General features: G+C 45.1%; 17 protein-coding genes. 11 read left to right on the plus strand and 6 right to left on the minus strand.

Annotation, left to right across the window (positions count from 1 at the left end; translation table 11 throughout):
• The 3 genes from CS948_RS03205 to CS948_RS21945 all read right to left on the minus strand — a co-directional run bounded on the left by CS948_RS03205 (nucleotide 1) and on the right by CS948_RS21945 (nucleotide 4135).
• A complete protein-coding gene (locus CS948_RS03205) occupies nucleotides 1-3327 on the minus strand; it encodes a hypothetical protein (RefSeq protein WP_099290306.1) in 3327 nt (1108 codons plus the stop codon).
• 22 nt (nucleotides 3328-3349) lie between these two features.
• Nucleotides 3350-3688 (minus strand): hypothetical protein, encoded by a 339-nt coding sequence (locus tag CS948_RS03210; RefSeq protein WP_099290307.1) that lies wholly within the window; start codon nucleotides 3686-3688, stop codon nucleotides 3350-3352.
• A gap of 201 nt (nucleotides 3689-3889) precedes the next feature.
• Nucleotides 3890-4135, minus strand: coding sequence for a type II CAAX prenyl endopeptidase Rce1 family protein (locus CS948_RS21945; protein ID WP_099290308.1), 246 nt, complete (start codon nucleotides 4133-4135; stop codon nucleotides 3890-3892).
• A 319-nt stretch (nucleotides 4136-4454) separates the two neighbouring features.
• On the opposite strand from CS948_RS21945, the gene CS948_RS03220 reads away from it, so the two are divergent.
• From CS948_RS03220 to CS948_RS03265, 10 genes are all read left to right on the plus strand, one after another.
• Nucleotides 4455-5096: a DUF6266 family protein gene (locus CS948_RS03220; protein WP_099290309.1), complete on the plus strand. Its 642-nt coding sequence runs from the start codon at nucleotides 4455-4457 to the stop codon at nucleotides 5094-5096.
• Between the two features lie 12 nt (nucleotides 5097-5108).
• Entirely contained in the window at nucleotides 5109-5738 is a 630-nt protein-coding gene (locus CS948_RS03225) for a hypothetical protein (protein WP_099290310.1), read from the plus strand.
• A 33-nt stretch (nucleotides 5739-5771) separates the two neighbouring features.
• Nucleotides 5772-6356, plus strand: a complete 585-nt coding sequence (locus tag CS948_RS03230; RefSeq protein ID WP_099290311.1) for an RNA polymerase sigma-70 factor — start codon at nucleotides 5772-5774, stop codon at nucleotides 6354-6356.
• 57 nt (nucleotides 6357-6413) lie between these two features.
• Nucleotides 6414-7586, plus strand: coding sequence for a FecR family protein (locus CS948_RS03235; protein WP_099290312.1), 1173 nt, complete (start codon nucleotides 6414-6416; stop codon nucleotides 7584-7586).
• Between the two features lie 85 nt (nucleotides 7587-7671).
• Nucleotides 7672-11355, plus strand: a complete 3684-nt coding sequence (locus CS948_RS03240; protein WP_099290313.1) for a SusC/RagA family TonB-linked outer membrane protein — start codon at nucleotides 7672-7674, stop codon at nucleotides 11353-11355.
• A 12-nt stretch (nucleotides 11356-11367) separates the two neighbouring features.
• Nucleotides 11368-12837, plus strand: a complete 1470-nt coding sequence (locus CS948_RS03245; protein ID WP_176554890.1) for a RagB/SusD family nutrient uptake outer membrane protein — start codon at nucleotides 11368-11370, stop codon at nucleotides 12835-12837.
• 11 nt (nucleotides 12838-12848) lie between these two features.
• The gene (locus CS948_RS03250) at nucleotides 12849-13760 is read left to right on the plus strand and encodes a hypothetical protein (RefSeq protein ID WP_099290315.1); all 912 of its coding nucleotides are present in this window, start codon (nucleotides 12849-12851) and stop codon (nucleotides 13758-13760) included.
• A gap of 95 nt (nucleotides 13761-13855) precedes the next feature.
• Nucleotides 13856-14791: an ABC transporter ATP-binding protein gene (locus tag CS948_RS03255; protein WP_176554891.1), complete on the plus strand. Its 936-nt coding sequence runs from the start codon at nucleotides 13856-13858 to the stop codon at nucleotides 14789-14791.
• Nucleotides 14792-14802: 11 nt separating this feature from the next.
• Nucleotides 14803-17097 carry a Gldg family protein gene (locus tag CS948_RS03260; RefSeq protein ID WP_099290317.1) on the plus strand — a complete coding sequence of 765 codons (2295 nt, stop codon included), beginning with the start codon at nucleotides 14803-14805 and terminating at the stop codon, nucleotides 17095-17097.
• A 387-nt stretch (nucleotides 17098-17484) separates the two neighbouring features.
• Nucleotides 17485-18315: a hypothetical protein gene (locus CS948_RS03265; RefSeq protein WP_099290318.1), complete on the plus strand. Its 831-nt coding sequence runs from the start codon at nucleotides 17485-17487 to the stop codon at nucleotides 18313-18315.
• Nucleotides 18316-18380: 65 nt separating this feature from the next.
• Here CS948_RS03265 and CS948_RS03270 read toward each other — a convergent pair whose 3' ends face one another.
• The 3 genes from CS948_RS03270 to CS948_RS03280 all read right to left on the minus strand — a co-directional run bounded on the left by CS948_RS03270 (nucleotide 18381) and on the right by CS948_RS03280 (nucleotide 23221).
• Nucleotides 18381-21611, minus strand: a complete 3231-nt coding sequence (locus CS948_RS03270; RefSeq protein ID WP_141560873.1) for a hypothetical protein — start codon at nucleotides 21609-21611, stop codon at nucleotides 18381-18383.
• 168 nt (nucleotides 21612-21779) lie between these two features.
• Nucleotides 21780-22220 carry a hypothetical protein gene (locus CS948_RS03275; RefSeq protein ID WP_099290320.1) on the minus strand — a complete coding sequence of 147 codons (441 nt, stop codon included), beginning with the start codon at nucleotides 22218-22220 and terminating at the stop codon, nucleotides 21780-21782.
• An 89-nt stretch (nucleotides 22221-22309) separates the two neighbouring features.
• Nucleotides 22310-23221, minus strand: a complete 912-nt coding sequence (locus CS948_RS03280; RefSeq protein WP_099290321.1) for an energy transducer TonB — start codon at nucleotides 23219-23221, stop codon at nucleotides 22310-22312.
• 275 nt (nucleotides 23222-23496) lie between these two features.
• Between CS948_RS03280 and CS948_RS03285 the strand changes: the two genes are divergently transcribed.
• Nucleotides 23497-24015, plus strand: a complete 519-nt coding sequence (locus CS948_RS03285; RefSeq protein WP_366842313.1) for a TlpA disulfide reductase family protein — start codon at nucleotides 23497-23499, stop codon at nucleotides 24013-24015.
• Nucleotides 24016-24096: the final 81 nt, after the last annotated feature.

A 24096-nucleotide genomic window follows, 5' to 3' on the forward strand; every position in this document is an offset into this window, starting at 1 on the left:
TTATTTTTTTACCCATTTCACGGCATCTGCCACGATAAAGTGTTTCGGGCTGGCTCCCCGGTCATCAAGAATCACTCTCGCTTTCCCTCCCGCTAGATTGAATTTTCCAATCGAGAACCACCCCCGGTGTTCCTTGGAGATATCAATCTTGATCTCTTCGCTCTTGCCCTCGCTGTCTTCTACCGTGTAATGATAGCACGTTCCTTCCGCGTGAGTGTCTATGTCCGAATGGTCTATCCACTCTTGCGCCACGTAAACCTGTACCTCGTGTATCCCGGGTTCCGGCAATTCCGCTTCCCAAACCGCCTTGAACTTTCCTCGCCCGCATTGCCTGTAATACGCGCTCCGTACCACGTCCCCGTGTAATCTTGAAGAAATCCATTTCGTCCATCCCTCGCGTCGAGCGACATAATCTTCTTCTGGGATAATTTCTTCTCTACCAAGCACCCGTTGCAGCCAACCGATAGAATTTCCTTCCAGGTGGAACCCGGGGTCCTCGTTGTCCACGATAATCTCCCCGCGAGAGTCGAGAAACTCTTCCGGTGAAATATCATGAACCCCCACCGTCGTGTCGGAAGTGTGTAAAGATGGCGACCGCAACGTTGAAGAGGAAGAGGGGCGAGAGTATCCCCCCGGTTTATTCTGGGATAGTCCGAAATACACGCTCGCGCCATTTCCCAGTACACTGATCGCTTTACATTCACCTGGCTGGATATAAAAAATATCAGTACTCAACAAATGATCATCTAGTAACAAGAAACCTCCCTGTCCGGACGGGTTATACACCTTTAATGACGTTCTGGTCCGGCGGGGAAAAGGTTCTCTCACCACCTCGTGCTTGATGTCTTTTATCAAGAAACATGGCAATCCCCGTGCCGTGTACCACCCGGGTAAAAACGTCATCAAATCAACCCCGAGTTCCGCTTTGATATCCGCCACCAGTTCTTCCAGTGGAATCTCCCGGGGGCGTTCCCGGTAATAATCCCTCAAGTAACGGTAAAAGTCCTCGAACTTCACCCCGTGCCAGCAAACGTAATTTCCGAGTACCACGCCTTTCTGCTCGATAATGGAATTCAATAAATGGGGATCAATGCCCGGTTCGTTTAACGCGTCTTCCAGGCTCTTGTTTTCCAGGTAATCTCTTACCTTGTTCGGGATGTTAAAATTCATTCCCCCCTTTCGTCGGATGATCTGCTGCATGGTTCGTTTCAACGCGAGGTCTACCACCGGGTAATCCTTGGAAACCACTTTCCCCACCGGAACCTTCATTAAAGGATGGCAAGACACCTCGTTTCCCCGGGACGAGGGGGTAGAGGAACAAAACAAGTCGTTAACGAACGTGTCATTATCCTCGTGATAAATATCTAGCTGCAGTAAATAACCAACCACGCCTTGTACCGTGTTACCCTCGTACCTTTTCACCGATATCTGTTCCGGTTTTCTTCTAGCCGCAAACCGGTTTACGCTATATCGAAAATCATATAACCGCCCCAGGCTAGCCCCGAACTCCGGGTAGAACACCATTCCCGGTTGCGTGAGCTCGCTCTTCCCCTTGACCGCCCGGAAATAGGAGGTAAAAGCCAGTGGAGTTTCTATAAATCTTAACTTGTCCCCCGGGTATTCGAATTCACCCCTGTCGCCAATCTCTTCCTCTATCAAGTACTCTATCTCGGCATGGCGCAACCTCGTGAAAACCCCCGAGAAGAAATCATGCCCCTTGAAATGATACATCTCTATCGTGAAAGGATTCGACACGTGCTCCTTTTTTCTTCTGTCATACGGGTTTATACTCACGTTAAAATCCTTCACCCGTGCGCTCTTCCGCGCGTAATACCCCGCGCACAAGCTGATCCCCTCCAGCGGTGTTCCCGTGTCGAAACACCAGTCGTCACCTTCCCGTCGTGAAACACCTTGCGAGAGAACGGTGCGCTTGCCCGCTTCTTTCACCCGCAAGTGAAACCGGGTGAAATTCACTCCCGGTACCGCCTTCGATAAATTCACGGGAGGGATGGTTACCGGGTACCAGATACATTCGGGCAACAATAGCGTGAACTCTTCCCCCGTGTAAGCGTAACGGCGTCCCCAGTGAAACGCCGCGTCAAAACGGCTCGTGTTGTAATAATCCTTGTCTGGGATATCCAGGTAACAAACCCGCTCGTCTATTTTCCCCGAGTAATCCAACGAGAGGACAGCGCTGTCCCCCGTTGGCAGGGGAATATCCACGACCAGGGCTTGTTCCTCTCGTTTGAAGGTCACGGTCTTGTTCCCGGATTCCACCCGTTTTACCTTCAAGAAGGGATTCAAGTACAACACCACCCGTGACAAATTCTTTCCCGTCTGGTTCCATACCACCAGACGACTGGAAAGGTTTAACTCTTCCCCCGTGTTTGTAAAAACGATATCGTGCTCCTTCACCCGGGGCAGGAGTTCTTCTTCATGCTGGAGATAAACCGAGCGGTATCTCTCTCGAGCACGCTGTTCCTCCCGGAAAGATTTGTCCCGCGTCCACCCGAAACAAATCCCGACCAGTAACAATATGCCCCCGAGTCGTGACAAGAACCGGGGACTTGACAACCGGTTGAATAAACGTCGCGAGAAACGAACGGCCAGTGTAAACAACCCGGCACCGCAAAACAGGAAACACGCCCTGTGCAACAGGTAAGCCTTCAAATCCACGTGCCCCATCACGGGGGAGAAAAGGTTAGGCTGGTGGGTTGCCAGAAAATTGAAGGCGTCCCAGCGCTTTCCCGGCAACACCGTTGCCGTTAATAGAAAGACAATCATCAACGACAATAGCGACAGCCAGCGGTTGTTTAACGAGAAAACGATAAAGAAAGAGAGCGCCAGCATGAATACCGTGGAAGGTAAAGTCAAGGTGAACCAGTAAAACGTGTAAACGGGGAAACTGAACGGGGCGTTGCTGGCAATCCCGTTTACCGCCATGCCCGCGCTCATCACGACCAGGCCCAATAGCGCCAATCCCGCGCCAATCCCGGTAAACTTCCCCGCTAGATACTCGAGGTTACTTTCCGGGTGTACCCGGATCACGTCGAGCGTGGCAGTTCCCCGCTCCCTCGACCAGAGGTCAAGCACGGCAAAGGGTATAAAAAAGGACTGGAACAAACAAAAAAGAAAGGCGTTCACGAGAGGGATGGAAGAAGGCAAAGCCACCATGCTCCAGCTGTAAACACCGTAAGTACTTTGACAAGCAACGTGGAACGAGAATACCCCCACCACGAGCAATAAAGCGTAAACCCGAAACGCCCAATTACGTCCCAGTAACAGTAACTCGCTTTTCGCGATTTGATACACAAACGCCCGGTTCATTTTCCCTTGGTGTTAAATGTAGTTAATCGTCTAATGTCATCTCGTTAAGCCTGATGTCACCATAAATATTAATGCCAGTATCATCTTCCTGTATAGTGAAGGTTTGTTCAAGTGGTTCATAACCTATTGCATAGAATAATATTTTGTATACACCAGGTGATTCACATGTGAACAAAAATCGATTGCCTTCTATTTCACCTTTAAAATTTCCTTCTTTCGGTTGAGTTATTATACTGAACTCAAAGCCTTCCGGGTACACGTCACAAGCACCATAATAAATATCTTTAATAGGAGCATTTATCATTGCACTTCCCATAAAGAATACAAGAGCTAAAAAAGATTTTAAAACAAGTGATTTCATAGTTTTTCACATTTAAAGTTTTTGTAATAAAGTAATCTCGTGTACATTTTAAAACAGAAATGACACGTGAAGCACAGCACGTTTCGGGTTTAAAAACCAATATTGTACAAAATTATGGAAAAATGTGTTTCGTGTATTTTGAAAAAACAAGGAATTGTAATTATTTAACATTTTGGATGTCCGAAAATAACCTTCGCGAAATTAACTTATCCAAAGGCGAAGGGAAGTTACCAGGTTCCATAACACGTGTAGAGCGATAACATAACCGAATCCTAGCTGAATTCTTGTGTACCCGAAGATTAAGGCTCCGGCGAAGATGGCCAAGAAGAACGTTATAGGCATGTTATAGATATGGTATATCGTGAAAAGAGTTGCCGATAGGTAGAAAATAACGGTAGGGTGGGTATTCCATTTGTAAAAGAAATGGAAGTTTGTGGTGATAGATATGCATAAATATTGATTACTGGGTGTGGTTTCCGGTAATTATAGTTTATTGTATAAAATAATATAAAAGACATACTTCAATAGGATATATTACTGTAATGTTATAGTTATTTTCTAGGTATCCGCTCCTATTCACTTCCCATTCCACTCCCATTTAAAGTCTATTTTAATAAAATATTTATTGTATTTTATTTGCATTTAGATGGATTTTATTATATATTTGTCCTATCGGATATTTGTTATAGATAACGGTGAATGATAGGATTTTCTTATGATTTGACCGATAAGTTGGTATGTATGGTGTAAGTAAAACAAGGAAGGTATGGCTACATTAAATGATTCTTTATTGAGTGGAGCGTCAGGGAAACTTGATGGCTACGTGATTTATCGGGTGGGGAAGAAGACGTATATGCGGAAATTGGCGGAGAATGTGTCTAACCCTCGTACGGACGGGCAGACGATGCAGCGGGCGAAGTTGCCGGGGGCACAGACGATGTATCGTGCGATGCGGGATGGTATGTTGAAAGATGTGCTTGATGTTGCCGCTCGCAAGGAAGAGCGGCGTTCCGGTTATCATTGGTTTTTGCATGCTAATATGAACGTGTTCGGGAAAGAGCATTATATTGATTACTCGAGATTGGAATTGACGGCAGGGAGTTTGCAATTGCCTTTCGAGATGAAAATGATCGAGGGGGACGAAACGTACGCTTTGTTTAGTTGGATAGATAATTCCGGTTCGGTGACGGCACAGGCGACAGATCGGTTGCTGGTAGCCGCGATCTTTGACGATGAACCGTATAGTCCGGTGGTGTTGGAGATGGATAGGTCGTGCAGGAGTGACGGTGCGGGAGTCGTGAATTTGCCCGAGGGTACGTGGAAAACGGTACATTTATATTGTTTTTTCGCTTCGGAAACGGAGAGGCGTTATTCCCCGTGCCGGTATTTTAGTATTAGTAAATCTTAAAAAGAAACGGTTATGGCTATATTCGATTCGACTATTTTTCGAGATTTGTCAGGGTCCGTGGGAAACGTGACCGCGTATAAATTGGGTGACAAGCAGGTGGCAAGGGCAAAGACTTTCGTCGTGCGGGATGCGAAGTCTTTGGCTCAGTTAAAGCAGCGTTTGCGGATGAAAGAGGTTGCCCGGCTTAGGCGGGGGATTGTGGGGGTGTTGCCCTTGGGGTTTTGTACTTCGTCAAGGAAGGTGTGTTTGAATGGTTTCTTGAAAGAGAATATCAAAAAAGTGGAGGTTGATGATGATTTGAACGTGACGTTCGATTTGTTGTCCCTTTCGCTTTCTGCCGGGGAGTTGGCGTTGCCGTCGATACAGGCGGAGGTTGACGGGGATATGCGGCGGGTGATGTTTCATTGGGTGAAGCAACCGTTGATGCCTTACATGTTCAAGGATGACCGTTTGTACGGGGTGGTATATGAAAGTGGCTTGCGGAGGTGTAGGAAGGTGGAGTTGGGGACGAGGGGTGTGAGTGGGGATATGGCGTGGGAGTTGCCGAGAGATTGGGACGCGGGGAAGTTGGTGGTGTACGGTTTTGCCGTGAGTGCCGACGGGAAGAAGGCGTCGGGGACGTTGGGCGTGTGCCGGAGTTGAACAGGATGTGGTGGCTCGTAAAGATGTCGTAAGATGGATGATTTTCAAGATAGTGATGTGTTGGTGAAGTCCTTGCGGAGTGGTGAGGAAAGGGCATTCGTGTATCTTTTTGATAATTATTATGACGGTTTGGTGAATTATGCCGGGCGTATCGTGAAGGAGGTGGAGTTGGCAAATGATTTGGTGCAGAGCACGTTTTGTAAACTTTACGAGGATAGGAAGATGTTGGATGTGCGATTGTCGATTAAGTCGTATTTGTATAAGTCCGTGTATAATAGTTGTTTGAATGCAATTAAACATCAAAAGGTTGTTCGTAATTATATCGACCGTGAGATGTTGGATTTTTATTTCGAGGAGGTTGTTCAGCGACCGGAGGTAGAGGTGGAATTGCTGGAACAGGATATAAGAAAGGTGCTTGAAGAGGCTGTAGAACGGTTGCCAGAGCGTTGTCGGGAGGTATTTGTCTTGAGTAAAATGGAGGAATTGTCTAATAAGGAGATCGCGGAGAAGTTGAATGTTTCCGTGAAAACGGTTGAAGCACAGATGACTAAAGCTTTGTCCCGTTTGCGGAAGGATTTGGAATGGTTACTTTGTGTTATTTTTGTTACAAATTTTTGATTCGGGCGTAGGGGTTATCCTTTTCAGAGTTGTCATATATGTATAAAGGAAAATACTATGGCAAACGAGATGGATGAATTGATATGGCGAGTGCTTGACGGGAAGGCTTCTCCCGGGGAGATTCACCGTGTGGCGGAGTGGGTGAAGGAGTCCGGCAATAGGGCGTATTTCCGACAGTTGCGGAAGGTCTGGAATCTGGTGAATGGTCCGAGTGTTACCCCGGAACGGAAACGGGTGGAGTTGGAGCGTTTTCGGAATTTCATGCGTCAACAGCCCGTGAGAAAAGAGAGGCGTTTGGTTTGGAAAGAGGGGTGGTACAAGTATGCTGCCGTTATAGTTATTCCTGTTTTGATAGCTGTTTATTTGTCGTGGTACGAGTTTGCGCGGGAGGATACGCGGGTGCTTTTGAACGAGGAACCGGTGTATCCGGGTACCCGTCAAGCGATATTGACTATCGCGGGCGGGGATACGATAGCCTTGCCTCCGAATCGGGATGTGGATATTCAATTGGCTGGTCAAGTGCGTGTTGTCGGTTCGGGAGAGAGTATCGCTTACGAGTTGGGCGAGGGGGAGTGCGCGAGTGAGGAGCGGTATAATACGTTGACGACTCCGGTCGGGGGTGAGTATCAAGTGGTGTTGTCCGACGGGTCCCGAGTGTGGTTGAACGCGTTGACACGACTGCGTTACCCGGAGATATTCAAGGAGGATTGTCGTGAGGTGCATTTGAGCGGGGAAGCTTATTTCGAGGTGGCGCATGATCCGGAGCGTCCGTTCGTGGTGGTGGCGAACGGGGTGGAGGTGACGGTTTACGGCACGCGGTTTAACGTGAATAATTACGGGACGGACGTGGTACGAACCGTGTTGGTTGACGGTAAGGTGGGAATACGGGTTATGGAGTCGGGCAAAGAGGTGGTGTTGAGCCCGAATGATATGGCGGAGTTTTTCGAGGTGTCGCGGTCTGTAAAAGTGAGGAAGGTTGACCCGTACGTGTACACGGCGTGGAAGGAGGGTAAATTCGTGTTTGAGGATGAGCCTATCGAGGAGATTATGAAGCGTTTGAGTAACTGGTATGGCGTAAAAGTTCTTTATGCTGACGAACGGGTGAAGAAGCAGACGTTCACGGGGGTGATTACCCGTTACACGGAGGTGAGTAACGTGTTGCATTTGATCGGGGAAACGGCTGTCGTGCGCTTTCAGTTGAATGGAAATGTCGTGACCGTGGGTACGTGATAAAAATAAAACCGGTAGTTATTGGGCTAACTACCGGTAGTAGATTGATGCGTTTGCATCAAAATGTCAAACTAATTGCAAAGTTATGAAAAAATTTGAAGAATCGGGAATTTATGTCGCGAGAGGGTGTGTATTGCTGTTATTTTTGTTGTTTACGACGGGAGTTATGGCGCAACACCAGAAGGTGACGATCGACGTGAGAGATGTCGGCGTACAGGAAGTGTTTAAATCCATTAACAAGCAGACGGGGTTGGATTTCGTGTACGGGGCGTTGCAGTTGAAGGAGCTTGGTACGGTGACACTTCAGATGAGGGATGTGACGGTGGAGGAGGTGATGGCGAAGTTGTTTGCCGGGACACAGTTCGAGTACAAGTTTGAAATGAAGTCGATTGTTATCAAGAAAAAGGAGAAGAGGGATGAGGTGAGGAACCGGAGTTTGAGCGGAAGCGTGAAGGATGAGAATGGAAAACCGTTGCCGGGCGTGACGGTGGCGGTGAAGGGGATTAGTTTGGGTACTGCCACGGATAAGGATGGGAAGTATAAGTTGGTTTTCCCGTGGGTGGAGAAGCCGGTTATCGTGTTTTCTTTTATCGGTATGGAAACTTTGGAGGTCAAGTACGCGGGCAATGACACGATCAATGTGGTGATGAAGGAGTGTGTCGCTGAGTTGGAGGAGGTGTTGGTGCAAACGGGTTACCAGTCGATTGACCCGAGAAAGAACACCAGCGCTGTTACCACGATTAAGGCCGCGGATATTATTACTCCGGGGTTGCAGACGATAGACCAGATGCTGGAGGGGTACGTGCCGGGGATGGTTTTTATGCAGAACACGGGACAGATTGGTGCCGCACCGCGTTTGCGCGTCAGGGGGACTTCCACCGTGTTGGGGTCGCAGGAGCCGTTGTGGGTGATTGACGGGATCGTGCAAGAGAATCCGGTGAACGTGGATCCCTCGCAGATTAATGATTTGGATTTCGTGAATCTGTTGGGGAATGCCATATCCGGCTTGAATCCGGAGGACATCGAGCAAATCGACGTGCTGAAGGATGCTTCGGCAACGGCTATATACGGTGCCCGCGCGGGGAATGGCGTGATCGTGATCACGACGAAGAAGGGGAAGGCGGGTCCGCCCTCGGTGTCTTATTCGTTTTCCGGCACGTATACCCGTCGCCCTTATTACACGGACCGTGCTGTGAACGTGATGAATAGCGAGGAACGGATTGATTTCTCGCGTGAGTTGATTGCCAAGCAGACGGTTTACCCGACAATTAAGACTTGGATCGGGTACGAGGAAGCGATCAGGAAGTATTACAGGGGGGAGATTTCTTTCGAGAAGTTCCAGCAAGACGTGGGGTATTACGAGCGAGTGAACACGGATTGGTTCGATCTGTTGATGCAGAATTCATTCTCGCATAAGCACACGCTGAGTTTGTCGGGCGGAACGGACAAGACGAAGTATTACGCTTCCGTGGGGTATAGCGATATGAAGGGTGCCGAGCGGAGGGAGAAGAATAAGTTGTACTCGGTCAGCTTGAAGGTGGATGTGAATTACAATCGTTTCGATTTGCATTTTGATATGAAAGGGAACGTGGGAGAGAAGAGATACACGCCTTCGGATGTGGGTGTCACGGAATACGCTTATAATACCACGAGGGCTCTTCCTGCCTACACGGAATCGGGAGATTACTGGTATTACGCGCGGGAGGGAAGCGATAATACGGGGTATTATCAATTGTTTAATATCTTGAAGGAGGTGGAAAACAGCACGCAGGATATTGATTCTCACGGGATGACTTTTACCGGAACGTTGGGGTACCGTATCATGGACCCGTTGAAGTTTGCCTTGACGCTTTCTTATTCGGTGAATAACACGGAACAGGATATTTGGCACGGGGAGGATACTTATTATTGCAGGAAGTTGAGGTCGAATATGCCGGATGGCTCGGAGAATCTTAATTATAATAGATTGCCCGTGGGTGGGGAATTGCAGGAGAAGAACACGAGAAGGAATGCCTATACTTTGAGGGGACAGTTGAATTTTAACAAGTATTTGGATGTTGCCCGGAATCACATGATCGTGGCGGCTGTAGGTGGGGAAATGTCTTCTAACAAGTACAAGGGGCTGGAGCAGACTTATCGCGGTTTTTTGAAGGAACGCGGGTTGCAGATGGCGGAGATTGATTTGAAAAAGTACGTGAAGTACGCGGAGTGGTTGCAAACGGCAGAGGCGAAGGGGATTCGTACGGATCAGTTGACGAATATGATTTCGGGGTATTTCACGTTATCGTATAGTTACAAGGATTACTATACGTTGAATTTTAATACCCGCGTGGATGCCTCGAACAAGTTTGGTTCCCGCGCGAATGATAAGTTTTTGCCAATATGGTCGGTTTCCGGGAGGCTTAATTTGAAGGAGGCGTTTATGGAGCGTGCCAATTGGGTGAACACGTTGGCTTTGAGGGCTTCGTTCGGTTATCAGGGAAATATGCTGGATTCGGAAACGGTGGAAACTGTAATAAAGCGGGGAACGCATGACAAGTATTTTAACGAGTACGCTTCTACGATTTACAAGTATCCCAATCCTTTGTTGAAGTGGGAGAAAATTTCCAGCGTGAATACGACTTTGGATTTTGCTTTTTTGAAAAATAAGATCCGGGGTTCTGTTTCTTATTATTACAAGAAGACGAGGGATGCTTTTTTGAGCAAGAAGGTTTCGGAGGTTAACGGAATAGATGCTTACGTGGTGAACAAGGGTACGTTGACGAATCGGGGGATGGAGCTCGCGTTGAATTTTATCCCGGTGAACACGTTTGGCGGTGGTTCGAAAAACGGTTTTCGTTGGAGTTTTGATCCCCAGTTCGGTCAGGTGATTAATAAGTTGCTTAACAAAGCTATAAATAACGGCAAGAAGCAGAGTTTGCGCGACGAGGATAATATTACTTACACGGATTATTTGAATGGAAGGGTAGAAGTTGCCGGTCGACCGTTGAATAGTTTCTTCTCTTACCGTTTTGCGGGTTTGGACCCGGCGGATGGCCGCCCGATGTTCAGTGGCACAGAGGTTAATTACACGGTGAATGGAGAGGAAGTGCTGGGAGAAGATGGCGAGGTGATCACGAACAAGAGTCGTTACGCTGAGATGACGAAGGAGCAGGTGTTCCTGGAAGTGATGGATTATTCCGGTTGCCGTGTGCCGAAGTTGCAGGGAGGTGTACGTAATACATTTTCTTATAGAGGGTTTGCGTTGGCGTTGAATTTGAGTTATAGTATAGGTTCTAAGGTGCGTTTGTTGAGAATGTACCCGAATATTGCCAAGGAGAACGGAACGTTGGCTCCACAGCCGATGGAGAACGTTCGCCGGGAGTTTTTAAGGCGTTGGAAGAGCCCGGGGGATGAGGCGTACACGAATGTGCCGGGGATTATATCGGATGATGAGTTCGTGAAGTCTTTGTCTAACGGTTGGTGGCGTAAAGAAACGTATTCGTTCGGGACGAATATCTGGCAAATGTATGATTACTCGGATATTCGTGTCGTGAGCGGGAATTATCTTAAAATACAATCGGTGTCGTTGCGTTATAATGTGCCGACGAGATGGTGTAACCGGTTGTTTTTGAAAAGTGCTTACGTGAGTTTGTCGGGTACAAACCTGTACACTTGGGGGGCTAAGGCGTTGAAAGGGCAGGATCCTTCCACGCAAACGGGTAGTTCGACGAAAATTGCGCAGTCCGTGCGTCCCACGTATTCGTTTAGTTTGAATGTAACTTTTTAATCGAGTATGGTTATGAGAAAGATGATTTATGTTTTGTGGCTGTGTTGCTTGGGTGGTCTTTTTTCCGCTTGTAGCGGTTTTTTGGAAGAGTACTCGCAGGATTTGACTTATATACAGACCGTGGATGATTTGAACGAGCTTTTGGTGGGAAGCGGTTATATTTCAAACACGTCGGATTTTTTGCCTATGTTGCACGTGATGGATGATGACACGGAGTACGTGAGAAAACCCACGACGCCGGGATATTGGGGGTTCCATTATTGGTTGGCTAATCCTTTCGTGTCGAGTGCCGGGGTGGAGCAGAAGGACGGGGTGTGGTCGACGTTTTATAAATATCTGGCGGCGATTAACGTGGTGATGACTAAAGCGGAGGATTTCGCGTCGGAAGGCGAGGCGTATAGAAAAGTGAAGGGTGAAGCTTATTTCTTGAGGGGGATGGATTATTTTTATCTGGTGAATTTGTACGCGAAGCCGTATTCCGCCAAGACGGCGGCGAGTGAACCCGGTGTGCCGTTGAAGTTGACGGAGTATGTCGAGGATAAGCATTACGTGCGGGCTTCGCTGGCTGAGGTGTACGCTTCGATTGTTTCCGATTTGAAGAGTGCTGCCGTTTATCTGGAGGGAACGACACAAACGACGAAGAGAAGGGCGAACGTGGATGCGGCACGTGCTATGTTGAGCCGGGTGTACCTGTACATGGCGGGAGAGGAGAATTGGGAGAATTGTGTGGCGATGTGCGATTCCGTTTTGAAGAGTAAACGGTACGATTTGTATGATATTAACGAGCATGAGCTCAAGAAGGATTTCATTTTTTTGGATTCCCCGGAAACGATATTCACGCAGGGAAAGTGTAGTGCCCGAAACCCGATATTCATGGGACAATCTCAAGTAGCTACTTATATGCTGACACAGGATTTGCTGGGGAGGTATGATGCGGATGTCGATTTGAGGTATTCTCATTGGTTTAATAACGTGAGGAATATCGGGTGGATTTGGATGAAGTATTCGCCTTTAACGCCGGTTGTTTCGACGATGGTTTCGAGCGAGTTTTTGCTTCGGTTGCCGGAGGTGTATTTGAATAAGGCGGAGGCATTGATTATGTTGGGACGCACGGAGGAGGCGGTAGAGGTGTTGAGGGCGTTGAGAGAAAAACGTTTGGTGGAGGGGACAATGGATGTTATTCCCTCGAATCAGAAGGATTTGGTGGATTTCGTGCGGCTGGAACGCCGTTTGGAGTTGTGTGGGGAGGGGCACCGTTGGTTTGATTTGCGGCGTTACGCTGTTCACCCGACTTTCCCGGAAGAGAAGGAGATTATACACGAGTATGTGAATCAATCGGCACGTATCGGTTATTACAGGTTGGCTCCTTATTCCGAGAATAGCGGGAATTGGGTATGGCCGATACCGGAGTACGCAATTACTTTTAATGACGGTACGTTGGTCGCTAACGAGAGGGATGGTGCGCCTTTGGTTGAATATTAAAAAAGAGAGAGATGAAAAAGATTTTATTTGTATGGATGCTGTGTTGCGGGCTGATGGCTTGTAACCGGGATGATAAGGATACTCATGTTTCTTATAAGGATATGGAGTGGTACGTGGTGGAGGATAGCGACGACGAGTTAGACCATTTGATTTACGAGGTTTATAAATCTACGGGGATTCCTCTTTTTTACAAGGACACGATTCGGAGCCGTACGGAGGTGAATGAATGGGGGGGAGTGTACACGCTTTACCAGATATTGAACCCGAATTACATGATAGAGGGTATGTCTAAATTGTGGACATTCACGAAGTCGACGGACCGGGAAAAATTGAAGAAGGGGGTGGAGTTGTTTCGGGATGAGGTGTATCCCAAGCTCCCGAAAGGATATCGCTCGGCGTGTTATCTTTTGGTGGATCAGTTGCGTCAAAAGGAGTTTTATACGGATGTCGTGGGGGCTCGTAAGGGGATGAATACGACGGTTATCGGTCGGGTGGCAGAAGTGGACGAAATGTCCGAGGAGGAGCGGGAGCGTTTGGCTTGGGAGGTTGTCGCGGAGGAAGTGTATGATAGTATCCAGTTGAATTATTCCAAGGAGGTGGATGCGTTTTTTCAAGTGAGTTTCGTGCTGTGCAAGAAAAAAGACGTGTATTCGGATATTATCACGAAGTTCAAGAGTAATATTCCGAATTATAATGCCGGATCGAATGGGGCGGCGACAGACCCGAGGGAGGCCGGTTTCTTGCGCTGGTGGCAGAGTAAAAGGTATACACCGGAGTATAAGGATGATGTGTGCAGTTATCTGATAGAGGTGTTGATGGGTGATGACGAGGGGTTTGCAGAAAGGAACGCGGGGTTTAAAGGATGTCTCGAGAAATATGATATTATAAAAAGTATCGCCGTGGAGATGGGGCTTAGGAAATAAGTTTTTGTGTGGTGCATTTTGATGATGGTAAGGAGGTGTGTTTGTACACACCGCCTTACCCCTAGAATATATTATGTTGTATGTAAATGAATTGTATGAAAAATCCAATTGTAAGAGTGGAACATTTATCTCATCGTTACACGGTGCAGTGGGCGATAGAAGATATTAATTTTGAGATTGAAGCGGGAGGAATCGTGGGATTGCTGGGATCTAACGGTGCGGGTAAGTCAACGACCATGAATATTATTTGCGGGGTGTTGAATCAGACTCGCGGGGAGGTGTTTATTGATGGGGTTAATTTGAGGGAACATCCCGTGGAAGCAAAAAGGAATATCGGTTTTTTACCCCAAAAGCCACCGATTTATCCGGATTTGAATGTCGAGGAGTATTTACGGTTTTGTGCGGACTTGAGGTTTGTCGCTAAAAAAGATATTCAGTCGGCGGTGAACCGGGCAATGGCACGTTGCGGTATCACGCATTTCAAGGATCGTTTGATACGGAATTTATCCGGGGGATACCAGCAACGCGTGGGAATAGCCCAAGCTATCGTGCATGACCCTAAGTTCGTGATATTGGATGAACCGACTAATGGTTTGGACCCGAATCAGATCGTGGAGGTTCGTAATTTGATTCGAGAGATAGCCTCGGATCGTACGGTTTTGCTTTCCACTCATATTTTGTCGGAAGTGCAGGCTACATGTCGGGATATAAAGATGATCGAGTGCGGGCGTGTTGTTTTCTCCGGTACGGTGGATGATTTTGACAATTATATCAAACCTAACACGTTGTTGGCATGTTTTGAACGCCCTCCGCTGGAAGATGAATTGTTGGCCGTGGAGGGAATCACCAAGGTGAAAAAAGTGAACGAGAAGAATTATCGCCTGTGGTTTGACGGTGGACGGGATGTGTCAAAGGATGTGGTGAAGTGCAGTGTGAAGAATGGTTGGGAGTTGGAAGAGATTCGTTTCGAGAAGAGTTCTTTGGATGCCGTGTTCGCAAAATTGTCAAATAAAGAGATTCGTGAATTATAAAACGTGGAATGATGAAAACAATATATAAGATAGCGAAATTAGAGTTAGCTAACCTTTTTTATTCTCCGATCGCGTGGTTTATATTGATAATATTCATGTTGCAGATGGGTATTAATTTCGGGGAGATGATGGGGTCGTTGGGACGGTTCCAAGAGTTGGGACGGAATTTAATGAATTTGACGGCGAGGGTGTATTACGGGGGAATGGGTGGTTTGTTGCGCGGGGTGTCAAGTTCTTTGTATCTTTATATTCCTTTGTTGACGATGGGGTTGTTGAGTCAGGAGTTTAGCCGGGGATCGGTGAAATTACTTTTCTCTGCCCCGATTACCAGTTGGCAGATTGTGCTTGGAAAGTATGTCGGTATTATGATATACGGGTTCTGTTTGATGCTCGTTATCGGGGTGTATGTTGCTATCGGTTGGGTGACGATTGAAAATTTTGACTGGCGACCGGTGCTGATCGGGATGTTGGGGTTGTATTTTTTGCTGGGAGCTTACGCGGCTATCGGGCTTTTCATGTCTTCGTTGACTTCGTACCAGATTGTTGCCGCTTTGGGGACTTTTGTCGTGTTCGCGTTGTTGAATCTGGTCGGAAGGGTCGGGCAAGATATTGAATTCGTGCGGGATATCACGTACTGGCTTTCTTTGGGAGGGAGAGTGAACACGTTTTTGCAGGGCATGGTTTGTAGCGAGGACGTGTTGTATTTTATTATCGTGATCGCGATGTTTCTTTCATTCTGTTTTTTGAAGATCCAGCTGGGGCGTGCCCGTTATTCCGGTTTGTCCAAGATGATGCGTTACGGGGGAGTGTTCGCGGTGGCGATGCTTGCCGGTTACGTGACTTCTCGTCCGGTGTTGAAAGTGTATTATGACGGGACTTACACGAAGGCGAATACTATTTCCGAGGCTAGTCAGGATATCGTGAAACGACTGGACGGGGGAATGACGATCACGACTTACGTGAATCTCTTGGATAATGTTTATTCTTTTTCCCGAAAGGGTGTTTTGAGTGATATGGCTTTCTTCGAGAAATACGTGCGCTTTAAGCCGGATATTAAGATGAAGTATGTTTTTTATTATGATGAGGTGGATAATCCGAAATTGGAGCAGATGTATCCCGGTTTGAGTGCCGAGGAGAAAGCGAAAAAGGTGGTGAAGGCTGCCAATTTGAATTTGGATGATTATTTGTCCCCGGAGCAGATCCGTGAGCGTGTGGATCTCTCGGGGGAAGGGAATCATTTTGTTCGTATATTGGAAAGGGATAACGGTCAGACCGCCCGCTTGAGGATATTTACCGATATGCAGAAGCATCCTTCGGAAACGGAGGTTTCTGCAACGTTGAAACGTATGGTTATGAAGTTGCCTAAGGTCGGTTTTTTGAAAGGGCATGGGGAACGTTCTATCACGAGAAATAAGAATCGGGATTATTCTTTGTTCGCTTATGGCAGATATTTCAGGCATTCGTTGTTAAATCAAGGGTTTGATGTGGTGGAGTCCGAATTGGAACCGGAAAAGGATAATTTGCAGGATATTGATATTCTGGTGATAGCAGATCCGTTGGAAGCGTTTGAGGATTGGGAACTAGGGCAGTTGTCTGATTATATTGACCGGGGAAATAATTTGATTATAGCCGGAGAACCGAAGAACGATGAGTATTTAGCTCCTGTGTTGGAAAAGTTCGGGATTCGGTATGTTCCGGGGACATTGGTGCAACCGATGGAAGAGTTTCCTGCCGATTTGCTGGTGGTTCGTTCGACGTTGGCGGGAGCGAGATTAAGCAGGGTGAGTGCCGGTTGGCGGCGTTCGATTTTTACCATGCCGGGGGCTATGGGAATTGATTCGGTGGCAGACAAGGGATTCAGGATGATTCCTTTGTTGGTATCTCGGGATTCCGGTTGTTGGAATGAGGTGGAAACGACGGATTTCGTGAATGGAACCGTGAAGTTGAATCCCGCGGCAGGAGAGAGGGAAGCCCGGATGGTAACGGCGATGGCTCTTGAAAGGGAATGTAACGGGCGAAATCAACGGGTGTTGGTGCTGGGGGATGCCGATTGCATTAGTATGGGCGAGCTTTCTGCAGTCCGGAGAGGTATACGGGCTTCGAATTTTTCGTTGATTCAAGGGGCATTTTGTTGGTTGTCCGATGAGGAATTGCCGGTAGATATACGACACCCGAACCCGATTGACAATAAAATCTTTTTGGGAATATCTTCGGGAACATGGGTGAAAGTGTTCGTGAAATGGATTCTTCCTTCTGTTTTGTTGTTGTTGGGGATGATTTTGCTTTTGCGCAGGCAAAGGAAATAGAATAATTGATTTATACTAACAACCGGTACATTTGACTTTACGATATTATGGACTTTTAGACCTTATGGACAAGAGGGCGTGTTGCGACACGCCCTCTTGGATTTTAGGCATATTATTCGAGTTTTATTAAATAAAATTCATGTAAAAAGCTGCAACTTCATAGGTACTTTCCTCGTATTTAACAATGTTTACGTTACTATTTTCTCTAAATGAATGAAAATTGGTCTGAAAGTTATAGATTTTTATTTAAGAAGGGTGTTTAGTTTCGTTTTGTAAGTAAAATAATTAATTCATGTTAAATATTAAGTTAAAATCGAGTTTTGAGTCACCCTTTTTGCCCTTTTAGGTGTTATAAGGGTGTAAGTTGAAATTAATGTATCAAGCAGTATGTTGAAAATTGTATTAATCGTAGGAGTATTATTATTCAATCTTGTTGGAGTGGAAGCTCACGAGAAGGAGATGGATTCATTGGATAATTTAGTGAAGAGGTTCGAAGCGAATCCTGCGGACCCACAGACCACCATCAAGTTGTTGAAGGAGTTGAAGAGTCAAGGCAAACCTAGTGGTGATGTCGTGAACAAGTATTTTCAGACGCAGCAGGAAGCTGATTATCTGAAAGATTACAACTGGTCGATTATCCGTGATTTTGTGGATGACGTGAATGCGCCACAAATTAAATACGTGTTTAACAATCAATCCAAGTTCATACAGCGTTTTTCTAAAGACGATGTGTTCCAGAAATTGGATAACGTGTTCGTGGGACACTTGGAGCGGTATTATAACTCGAACCGGACGGAGTATAACAAGTACTTGGATTTCTTGAGAAATACGGGGTACGAGCATTACGACGTGGTTTCGGATTATTTTTACATCAAGCAGTTGCGCGCGGAACGGAAGTCTGAGGACTATTTCTACAAGGCTCGTAAGTTGTTCCGTTATTTCCCGGAAAACCGGAAAATGATCAAGGAGATCACCGATGGTGCGTTGGAGATCATGAATGATGTTTCCCGTTTGAAGGTTATCCAATTGTGGGCAGGCAAGACCGTAGAATCCAAAAAAGATTTTGATGCGCTTTATAATTATGTGCTGATTTCTAACAAATGTGGTTTCGGTGACGTGGCCAAGAAATATGCCCAGATCGCGACTTCTGTTGCAGAGCAGTCATCTAACCAGATGTTGCTGGAGAAAGCAAAGAAATTGAATCAGTTGATTAACTAGGTATAAATTGAAATGAATTTGAAGGGGCTGTCCGTTAGTTTCGGACAGCTTTTTTCGTGTAAGTATTATATTTTTCCTTTTAATATTTGTTTTAATAATTGCTCTTTGCTTATCTTGTCTTGTTTATTTACCTTTTCCATTTTGTTTATTTTTTCCCACTTGATGGCGTCTGCGACAACTAGATGTTCCGGATTGGCTCCTTTGTTGTTCAGAATGACTTTTACTTCCCCTTTAGGTAAATTGAATTCTCCAATGGAGAACCACCCTCTGGGTTGTAATTCCATATCAATTTCGATGTTTTCTTTCTGGTTCCCGTGGATAACGGTGTAATGGTAACGTGTATCTTTGGCATGGGTATTTATTTGTCCTATGGTCTTTTCTACTACATAGGCTTGTAGAAGATAGAGCCCCGAATCCGGGATGTTTGCATTCCATTCGGCTTCGTAATTGCCTTTGCCACAGAATTTGTAAAAAGCACTTTTAATGGTATCCCCGTAGAGTATGTCGGAAATGAGTTTGCCCCAACCTGTTATTCCCGGTTGAATATGATTACTTTCTTGCCTGATTTCCGTACGTCCCCATAATTGTTGTAGCCAACCTATCGTGGCTCCCTTCAAATGAAAATTCGAGTTTTCGTTATCTACTATAATTATCTCTTTTTCGGGGTTGAATTCGTCTGGTGAAATATCGAAAATACCACAAATACTATCTTGGGTCTTTTCGTGTGCGGTTCTCATGGAAGAGCTCCAACGGGCAGGAGTGATTATTCTTGGACGGTTGAGCGAAAGTCCCATGTGAATTTGACATTCGTCGTCCAAAAGTAATTGGATTTTTTTACTTGTCTTGGGAGGAATGTAATACGTGTACATGTTATAAAAGTCGCCAAGGGAGATGAAACCTCCGCAAGCAGACGGGTTGTATATTTTCACGGAACTTTTTATTCTTGGTCTTCCTTGGATTTTAACGAGTTTGTTACTGATATCTTTTACTAGAAATACGGGTAGTTGTTTGGAGGTGTACCATTCCTCCAGATAGCCGGATAAATCGGCATGGAGGGTTAATTTTAGGTCTTGGTTGAATTCTTCAAAAGAGACTTCATGCGGAAAACGAAGGTAGAAATCTTCCATGTAGTTGGAAAAAATAGTCCACGTGATTCCTTGTGACATAATATAGTTCCCTAATTCAAATCCTTTTTGCTTGATAATTTCGTTTAATAACCATGGGTCTAACCGGGTGTCTTTCACGGCATCTTCCAGGCTTCGTGTCGAGAGGTATTCGCATACTTCTTCGTGTTCGTAGCTGTTCATGGAAGCGGACCCTTCCTTTAGGAGTCTTTTCAAAGCAATGTTCAACACGGGGTAGTGCGGGGAGTAGATACAACCTGTAGGTTCTCTGAAAATGGGGTTGGAAGAAAGTAAGTTTCCTTCGATTTTTCGGTTATGCGTTCGAAATAATGTTTGAATGAAGGGATTGCTTTGTGGAAATTCCCACACGTCATCCAGGTTGTCCACGAGTGATGCCAAATATCGCATTTCCAAATCGGTAATGCCTTGTTGGCTTTTGTCGTGTTTTTTTAAAAAGATAAAGTCAGATAGCCAGGGTAAATAACAACCGTATTCGGGATAAAACAATATTTCAGGTTGCACGTATTCGCTTTTCCCGCGAGCGACTCTGAAGTAAGAAGCGAAGGTTAAGGGTGTTTCTACAACGAGTAGTTTGTTTGCGGGGTAAAAAAAACTACCGCCTATACCCACTTGTTTTTCTATGGTTTCCCGAACAAGTGATGTGTCAAGATGCGAGAATGACGTCGTGAAAAAATCATGCCCTTTAAAATAGTATAGTTCGATTTGGAAAGGAGATGTGATTTTTGTCTGGTCGTTGCTATACATGTTTATTTGTCTATTTTTGAAAATGGTGAAGTCACTTACTTGGATAGATTTTTTTTCGTAATGACCTATACATACCGAGAGTCCTTCTATGTTTTTATCACTGGAGAACGACCATTTGTTTCCTGCGTGTGAACACTCGCCTCGCGAAAGGGCAATTTGTTCATTTTGGGTTTCTACTTCCAGGTGAAATCGGGTGTAATCTCGATGAGGCATGATTGTTTCTGCGAGATTTACGGGAGGGATGAGAACGGGGTACCATAGGCATTCGGGGAGCAATAAGGTGAATTCTTCATCAGTAAAGATGTAGCGGCGTCCGTAGCGATAGACGTCATCTCCTCTGGTCATATTGTAGTACTCGTCGTCGGTGATGTCTAGGTAACAAATGCGTTCATCAATGTTGCCGGAATAGTCGATATTCAAGACGAGGGAATCACCGGGAAGGATTTGTCGGTCAATCACGATAGCTTGGTGATCTCTGGTAAATGGTACGGGGATGTTGTTCACGGTTAGCCGAGTGACCTGCAAATCAGGGTTCAGGTATAGTGTATAGCGTGGGATGGTATGTTTTTTTTCGTTTAGTAGTACCAGGCGATTGGAAAATTTTAGCGTGTTTTTTTCCCGGGTGAAGGTGATGTCGTGGGTTGGTATTTTTAATTCGTGTGTTTGGGTATGGTATTTTTGGTAAATAGAACGATAGGTTGCACGAACGGACTGCTCTTGTCTGAAAGGAATTGCCCGTGTATTAAGAATACCTATTGCTGCAACAATGAATAAGAGTCCGATAAGGCTGTACGAACGGTGGTCAGATAATGTATTGGAAAGACGCTTGTGAACTCGTGTCGCGAGGAATAAGCAACCTCCGGCTAATAGAATGTAGGCTAACCGATGTAAAAGATAAGCGTACAAATCTGCGTGTCCATACGTGGGTGAAAAAATATTGGCTTGATTTATAGCTAGATAGTCAAAAGTGTCCCAACGTATCCCGGGTAAATATTTGATTGTGCCGAAAAGAAAAATTAGTAAAAGAACAAGAGCCGGGAAATGGTGGCGGAAAATGTGTAGAATTAATATGGAAAAAGCCGTGATAAAAGCTATAGAAGGGATGATCCATGTAAAGTAGTAAAATATATAGAGGAAGAAGTTGAACGGGGCATTGCTTGAAAATAGATTGATACATCCTCCCACGATGATACCTAACAAACTGAGCCTGAAGAATCCAAGGCATATTCCCAGGTATTTGCCGAGCAGGTATTCCAGGTTACTTTCTGGGCGCACGAGCACAACCTCCTTGGTATCGTGTATTTTTCTCTGCACACGTTCCGGCATCACGAATATTACGGTAAAAGATAAAACCAGACAGAGGAGAAAGGCGTTTACCCATGGGATGGATGAAGCGAGGGCAACCATGCTCCAACTATAAACTCCATATGTGCTCTGTGTTGTTATGTGGAATAAAAATATGCTGCATATTACAATGAACGCTAATACCCGAAACGTCCAACTTCGACTTAATAATTTGAGTTCGTAATTCGCAATGTGAAATATGTAATGCCAGTTCATCTTCTTCCTTTTAGATTAAGTGAGAGTTGTTAAAGAGGGTTTTAATGCGTCTCCGATATTTAAGCAAAGTAAATGATTGTATTGCGTGGAGGAAGCGGGGGTTTCCTGTGCATCCCAAGATATCCTATTTATTTGGATCGGTTCGTGTGGTATAATTTTACCATTATCATTTACTGATGCATGGAAGTCAATATGTTTTGATTCATAACCAATGCCATAGAACGTGACCGTGTATAATCCCGGTTGATCGCATTCCATTTCAAAAGTTCCATTTCCGAAAGTGATAGTGGCGTTCGCTCCCGGGGGAATATTCATAAATATTGTAGCTTGAATACCGGAAGGTGGTGTGATGGATGCCGTAAATTTGACCCAGTATCCAGCCGCTGCCAAACATAAATTTGTTGTTCCGATAAAAACTACCAGAAGTAATAATGATTTTATTCGAATTTGTTTCATAAATGTAAATTTAAAATGATAAATAAATAAACCTAATGCCACTCGCGCTTATTGTTGTTTGAGGGCATGATAGAGATTGTTTTCGGGTATTATTCTTTTAAGACGACGTATTCGAAATATCGCCTGAATTCGTCATCTAATAATTTTTTGATGGCGAGTATTTTGTCCAGTTCTAATTGGCGGAATTGTAATTCAGCTGCAACGAATTGGGTGATGAATTGCTCTTGCCCGAGATTTTCGATTAGCCGGAGTTTGCCGTCAAGTTCTTGGTTATAGATTTCTCTTAATTGATTTGTTCCCTGGGCATCTAATTTTAGAAGAATGGTTTGTGCTTTGACAATACTGTCCAGGTTTGCCTTGGTTTCCTTGATGTTTGCCAGCATCATTTCTCGTACGGTGGCATCGTCTCCCAGTTGTTCTTTCAGGCTATTGATTTTTTTTAGTTGTTCTTCCGCGGGTATCTCTTTTTTGGATGCCATGGCTTCTTTCTCTTTGTTTAGTCTCTGGAGGTATCTCATGAAAGATTCCGCTATTATCGGATCCCGAGGAAGATATACCCCGTCAGGTTTACCAGCATACCTGACTCCCTGTATTTTTTTGAAACGGACAGGTTTTCCGTTTATCATAGCAGGTTCCCACTTGGGATAATTTTTGACGGCATTGAACAATAGTGAATCTAATTTCGGGTAAAAAGATTCAATAAATGTGACATTCGAAACCGAGCCATCTTTTTCTATAATGAAAGAGACTGTTACATTGCCTTTGAGGTCTTTTCCTGTTAAGTCACTAGGGTACATCGTGCGTTTACTGATCCAGCTTCGGTCGCCTGTGAAGCGAGGTTCCCGATCAGCTTTCTCGTACACGGTGGTGTCTTCTGTCGAGAATAGTTTATGGCAATTGATTGTTTTTGTCGAGCCGGATAATAAATTTGCAACTAATAGCAAGCCGAGTGTAGTTGCTGTTTTTAGTGGTAATGTCGAGGTTAATAAATATTTAATCATAGGTTTTCTTTATTTGAAATTTAACACGCACGCAATATTTTGTTCTTGTTATTTATATTAAAAACAACGCTTAAAATAACTTGTTTCTGTAAAATTAAATAAAAATGGAATAATTGTATTTTCGAGAAAGAAATAATTATATATATTTAACAAATTAATAAAATTGGAATGAATAGTATGAACGAATGTAGACGAGAATACTAAATAATATTGAAACAGATTGGATTGTAGATTTGTTTTTTGTTATCTTTGTATGAAATCAAAAAGGGATGCTTATGAAAAAAAATCTACTATTAGCAGTTTACTTGCTGACGTTGGGGAGTTTGACGGGATTGAAAGCTCAAGCAAAAGAGACGTTGGTGAAAGTAGGGGATGATGTTCCGGAGTTCGTGGTTGAGATGTTTGACGGGAAGAAAATCGATATCAAGGATTTGAAAGGGAAGATCGTGTTGATTAATTTTTGGGCGACTTGGTGTCCGCCTTGTCAGGAAGAGTTGAAACGGGTTCAGAAAGAAATTATAGACAAGTTTAAAGGGAAGGATTTCGTTTTTTTAGCGATTTCGCGGGAGGAAACGAAGGAACAGGTAGCTAAATTCCGGGAGAAGAACGGGTATACTTTTCCCATGGGATTAGATCCGGAACGTAAGATTTTCGAGAAGTTTGCCACGGCATCAATCCCGCGTAGTTTTCTTGTTGACAAGAAGGGAAAGATTGTGGCTATCGAGATCGGTTACTCGGAGAAGTCTTTTAATGAGTTAATCAAGAAGATAGAGAAGTTACTGGAAAAGGAATAACGAACAGGAAAGAGGATTTTGGAGGGTGTGTTGATCCATAAGGTCGTAAGGCCAAATGTGTAGAAATTGATAATCACGAGA

The sequence above is a fragment of the Butyricimonas sp. Marseille-P3923 genome (assembly GCF_900184685.1).
In the GTDB taxonomy this organism is placed as follows: Bacteria; Bacteroidota; Bacteroidia; order Bacteroidales; family Marinifilaceae; genus Butyricimonas; species Butyricimonas muris.

Bases quoted from the DNA above. Each gene is read 5' to 3' on its own strand.
- CS948_RS03275 (WP_099290320.1), bottom strand. From the start codon at position 22,220: ATGAAACAAATTCGAATAAAATCATTATTACTTCTGGTAGTTTTTATC.
- CS948_RS03255 (WP_176554891.1), top strand. From the start codon at position 13,856: ATGAAAAATCCAATTGTAAGAGTGGAACATTTATCTCATCGTTACACG.
- CS948_RS03270 (WP_141560873.1), bottom strand. From the start codon at position 21,611: ATGGTTGCCCTCGCTTCATCCATCCCATGGGTAAACGCCTTTCTCCTC.
- CS948_RS03240 (WP_099290313.1), top strand. From the start codon at position 7,672: ATGAAAAAATTTGAAGAATCGGGAATTTATGTCGCGAGAGGGTGTGTA.
- CS948_RS03260 (WP_099290317.1), top strand. From the start codon at position 14,803: ATGAAAACAATATATAAGATAGCGAAATTAGAGTTAGCTAACCTTTTT.
- CS948_RS03235 (WP_099290312.1), top strand. From the start codon at position 6,414: ATGGCAAACGAGATGGATGAATTGATATGGCGAGTGCTTGACGGGAAG.
- CS948_RS03250 (WP_099290315.1), top strand. From the start codon at position 12,849: ATGAAAAAGATTTTATTTGTATGGATGCTGTGTTGCGGGCTGATGGCT.
- CS948_RS03280 (WP_099290321.1), bottom strand. From the start codon at position 23,221: ATGATTAAATATTTATTAACCTCGACATTACCACTAAAAACAGCAACT.
- CS948_RS03220 (WP_099290309.1), top strand. From the start codon at position 4,455: ATGGCTACATTAAATGATTCTTTATTGAGTGGAGCGTCAGGGAAACTT.
- CS948_RS03230 (WP_099290311.1), top strand. From the start codon at position 5,772: ATGGATGATTTTCAAGATAGTGATGTGTTGGTGAAGTCCTTGCGGAGT.
- CS948_RS03265 (WP_099290318.1), top strand. From the start codon at position 17,485: ATGTTGAAAATTGTATTAATCGTAGGAGTATTATTATTCAATCTTGTT.
- CS948_RS03205 (WP_099290306.1), bottom strand. From the start codon at position 3,327: ATGAACCGGGCGTTTGTGTATCAAATCGCGAAAAGCGAGTTACTGTTA.
- CS948_RS03225 (WP_099290310.1), top strand. From the start codon at position 5,109: ATGGCTATATTCGATTCGACTATTTTTCGAGATTTGTCAGGGTCCGTG.
- CS948_RS03245 (WP_176554890.1), top strand. From the start codon at position 11,368: ATGAGAAAGATGATTTATGTTTTGTGGCTGTGTTGCTTGGGTGGTCTT.
- CS948_RS03285 (WP_366842313.1), top strand. From the start codon at position 23,497: ATGAAAAAAAATCTACTATTAGCAGTTTACTTGCTGACGTTGGGGAGT.
- CS948_RS03210 (WP_099290307.1), bottom strand. From the start codon at position 3,688: ATGAAATCACTTGTTTTAAAATCTTTTTTAGCTCTTGTATTCTTTATG.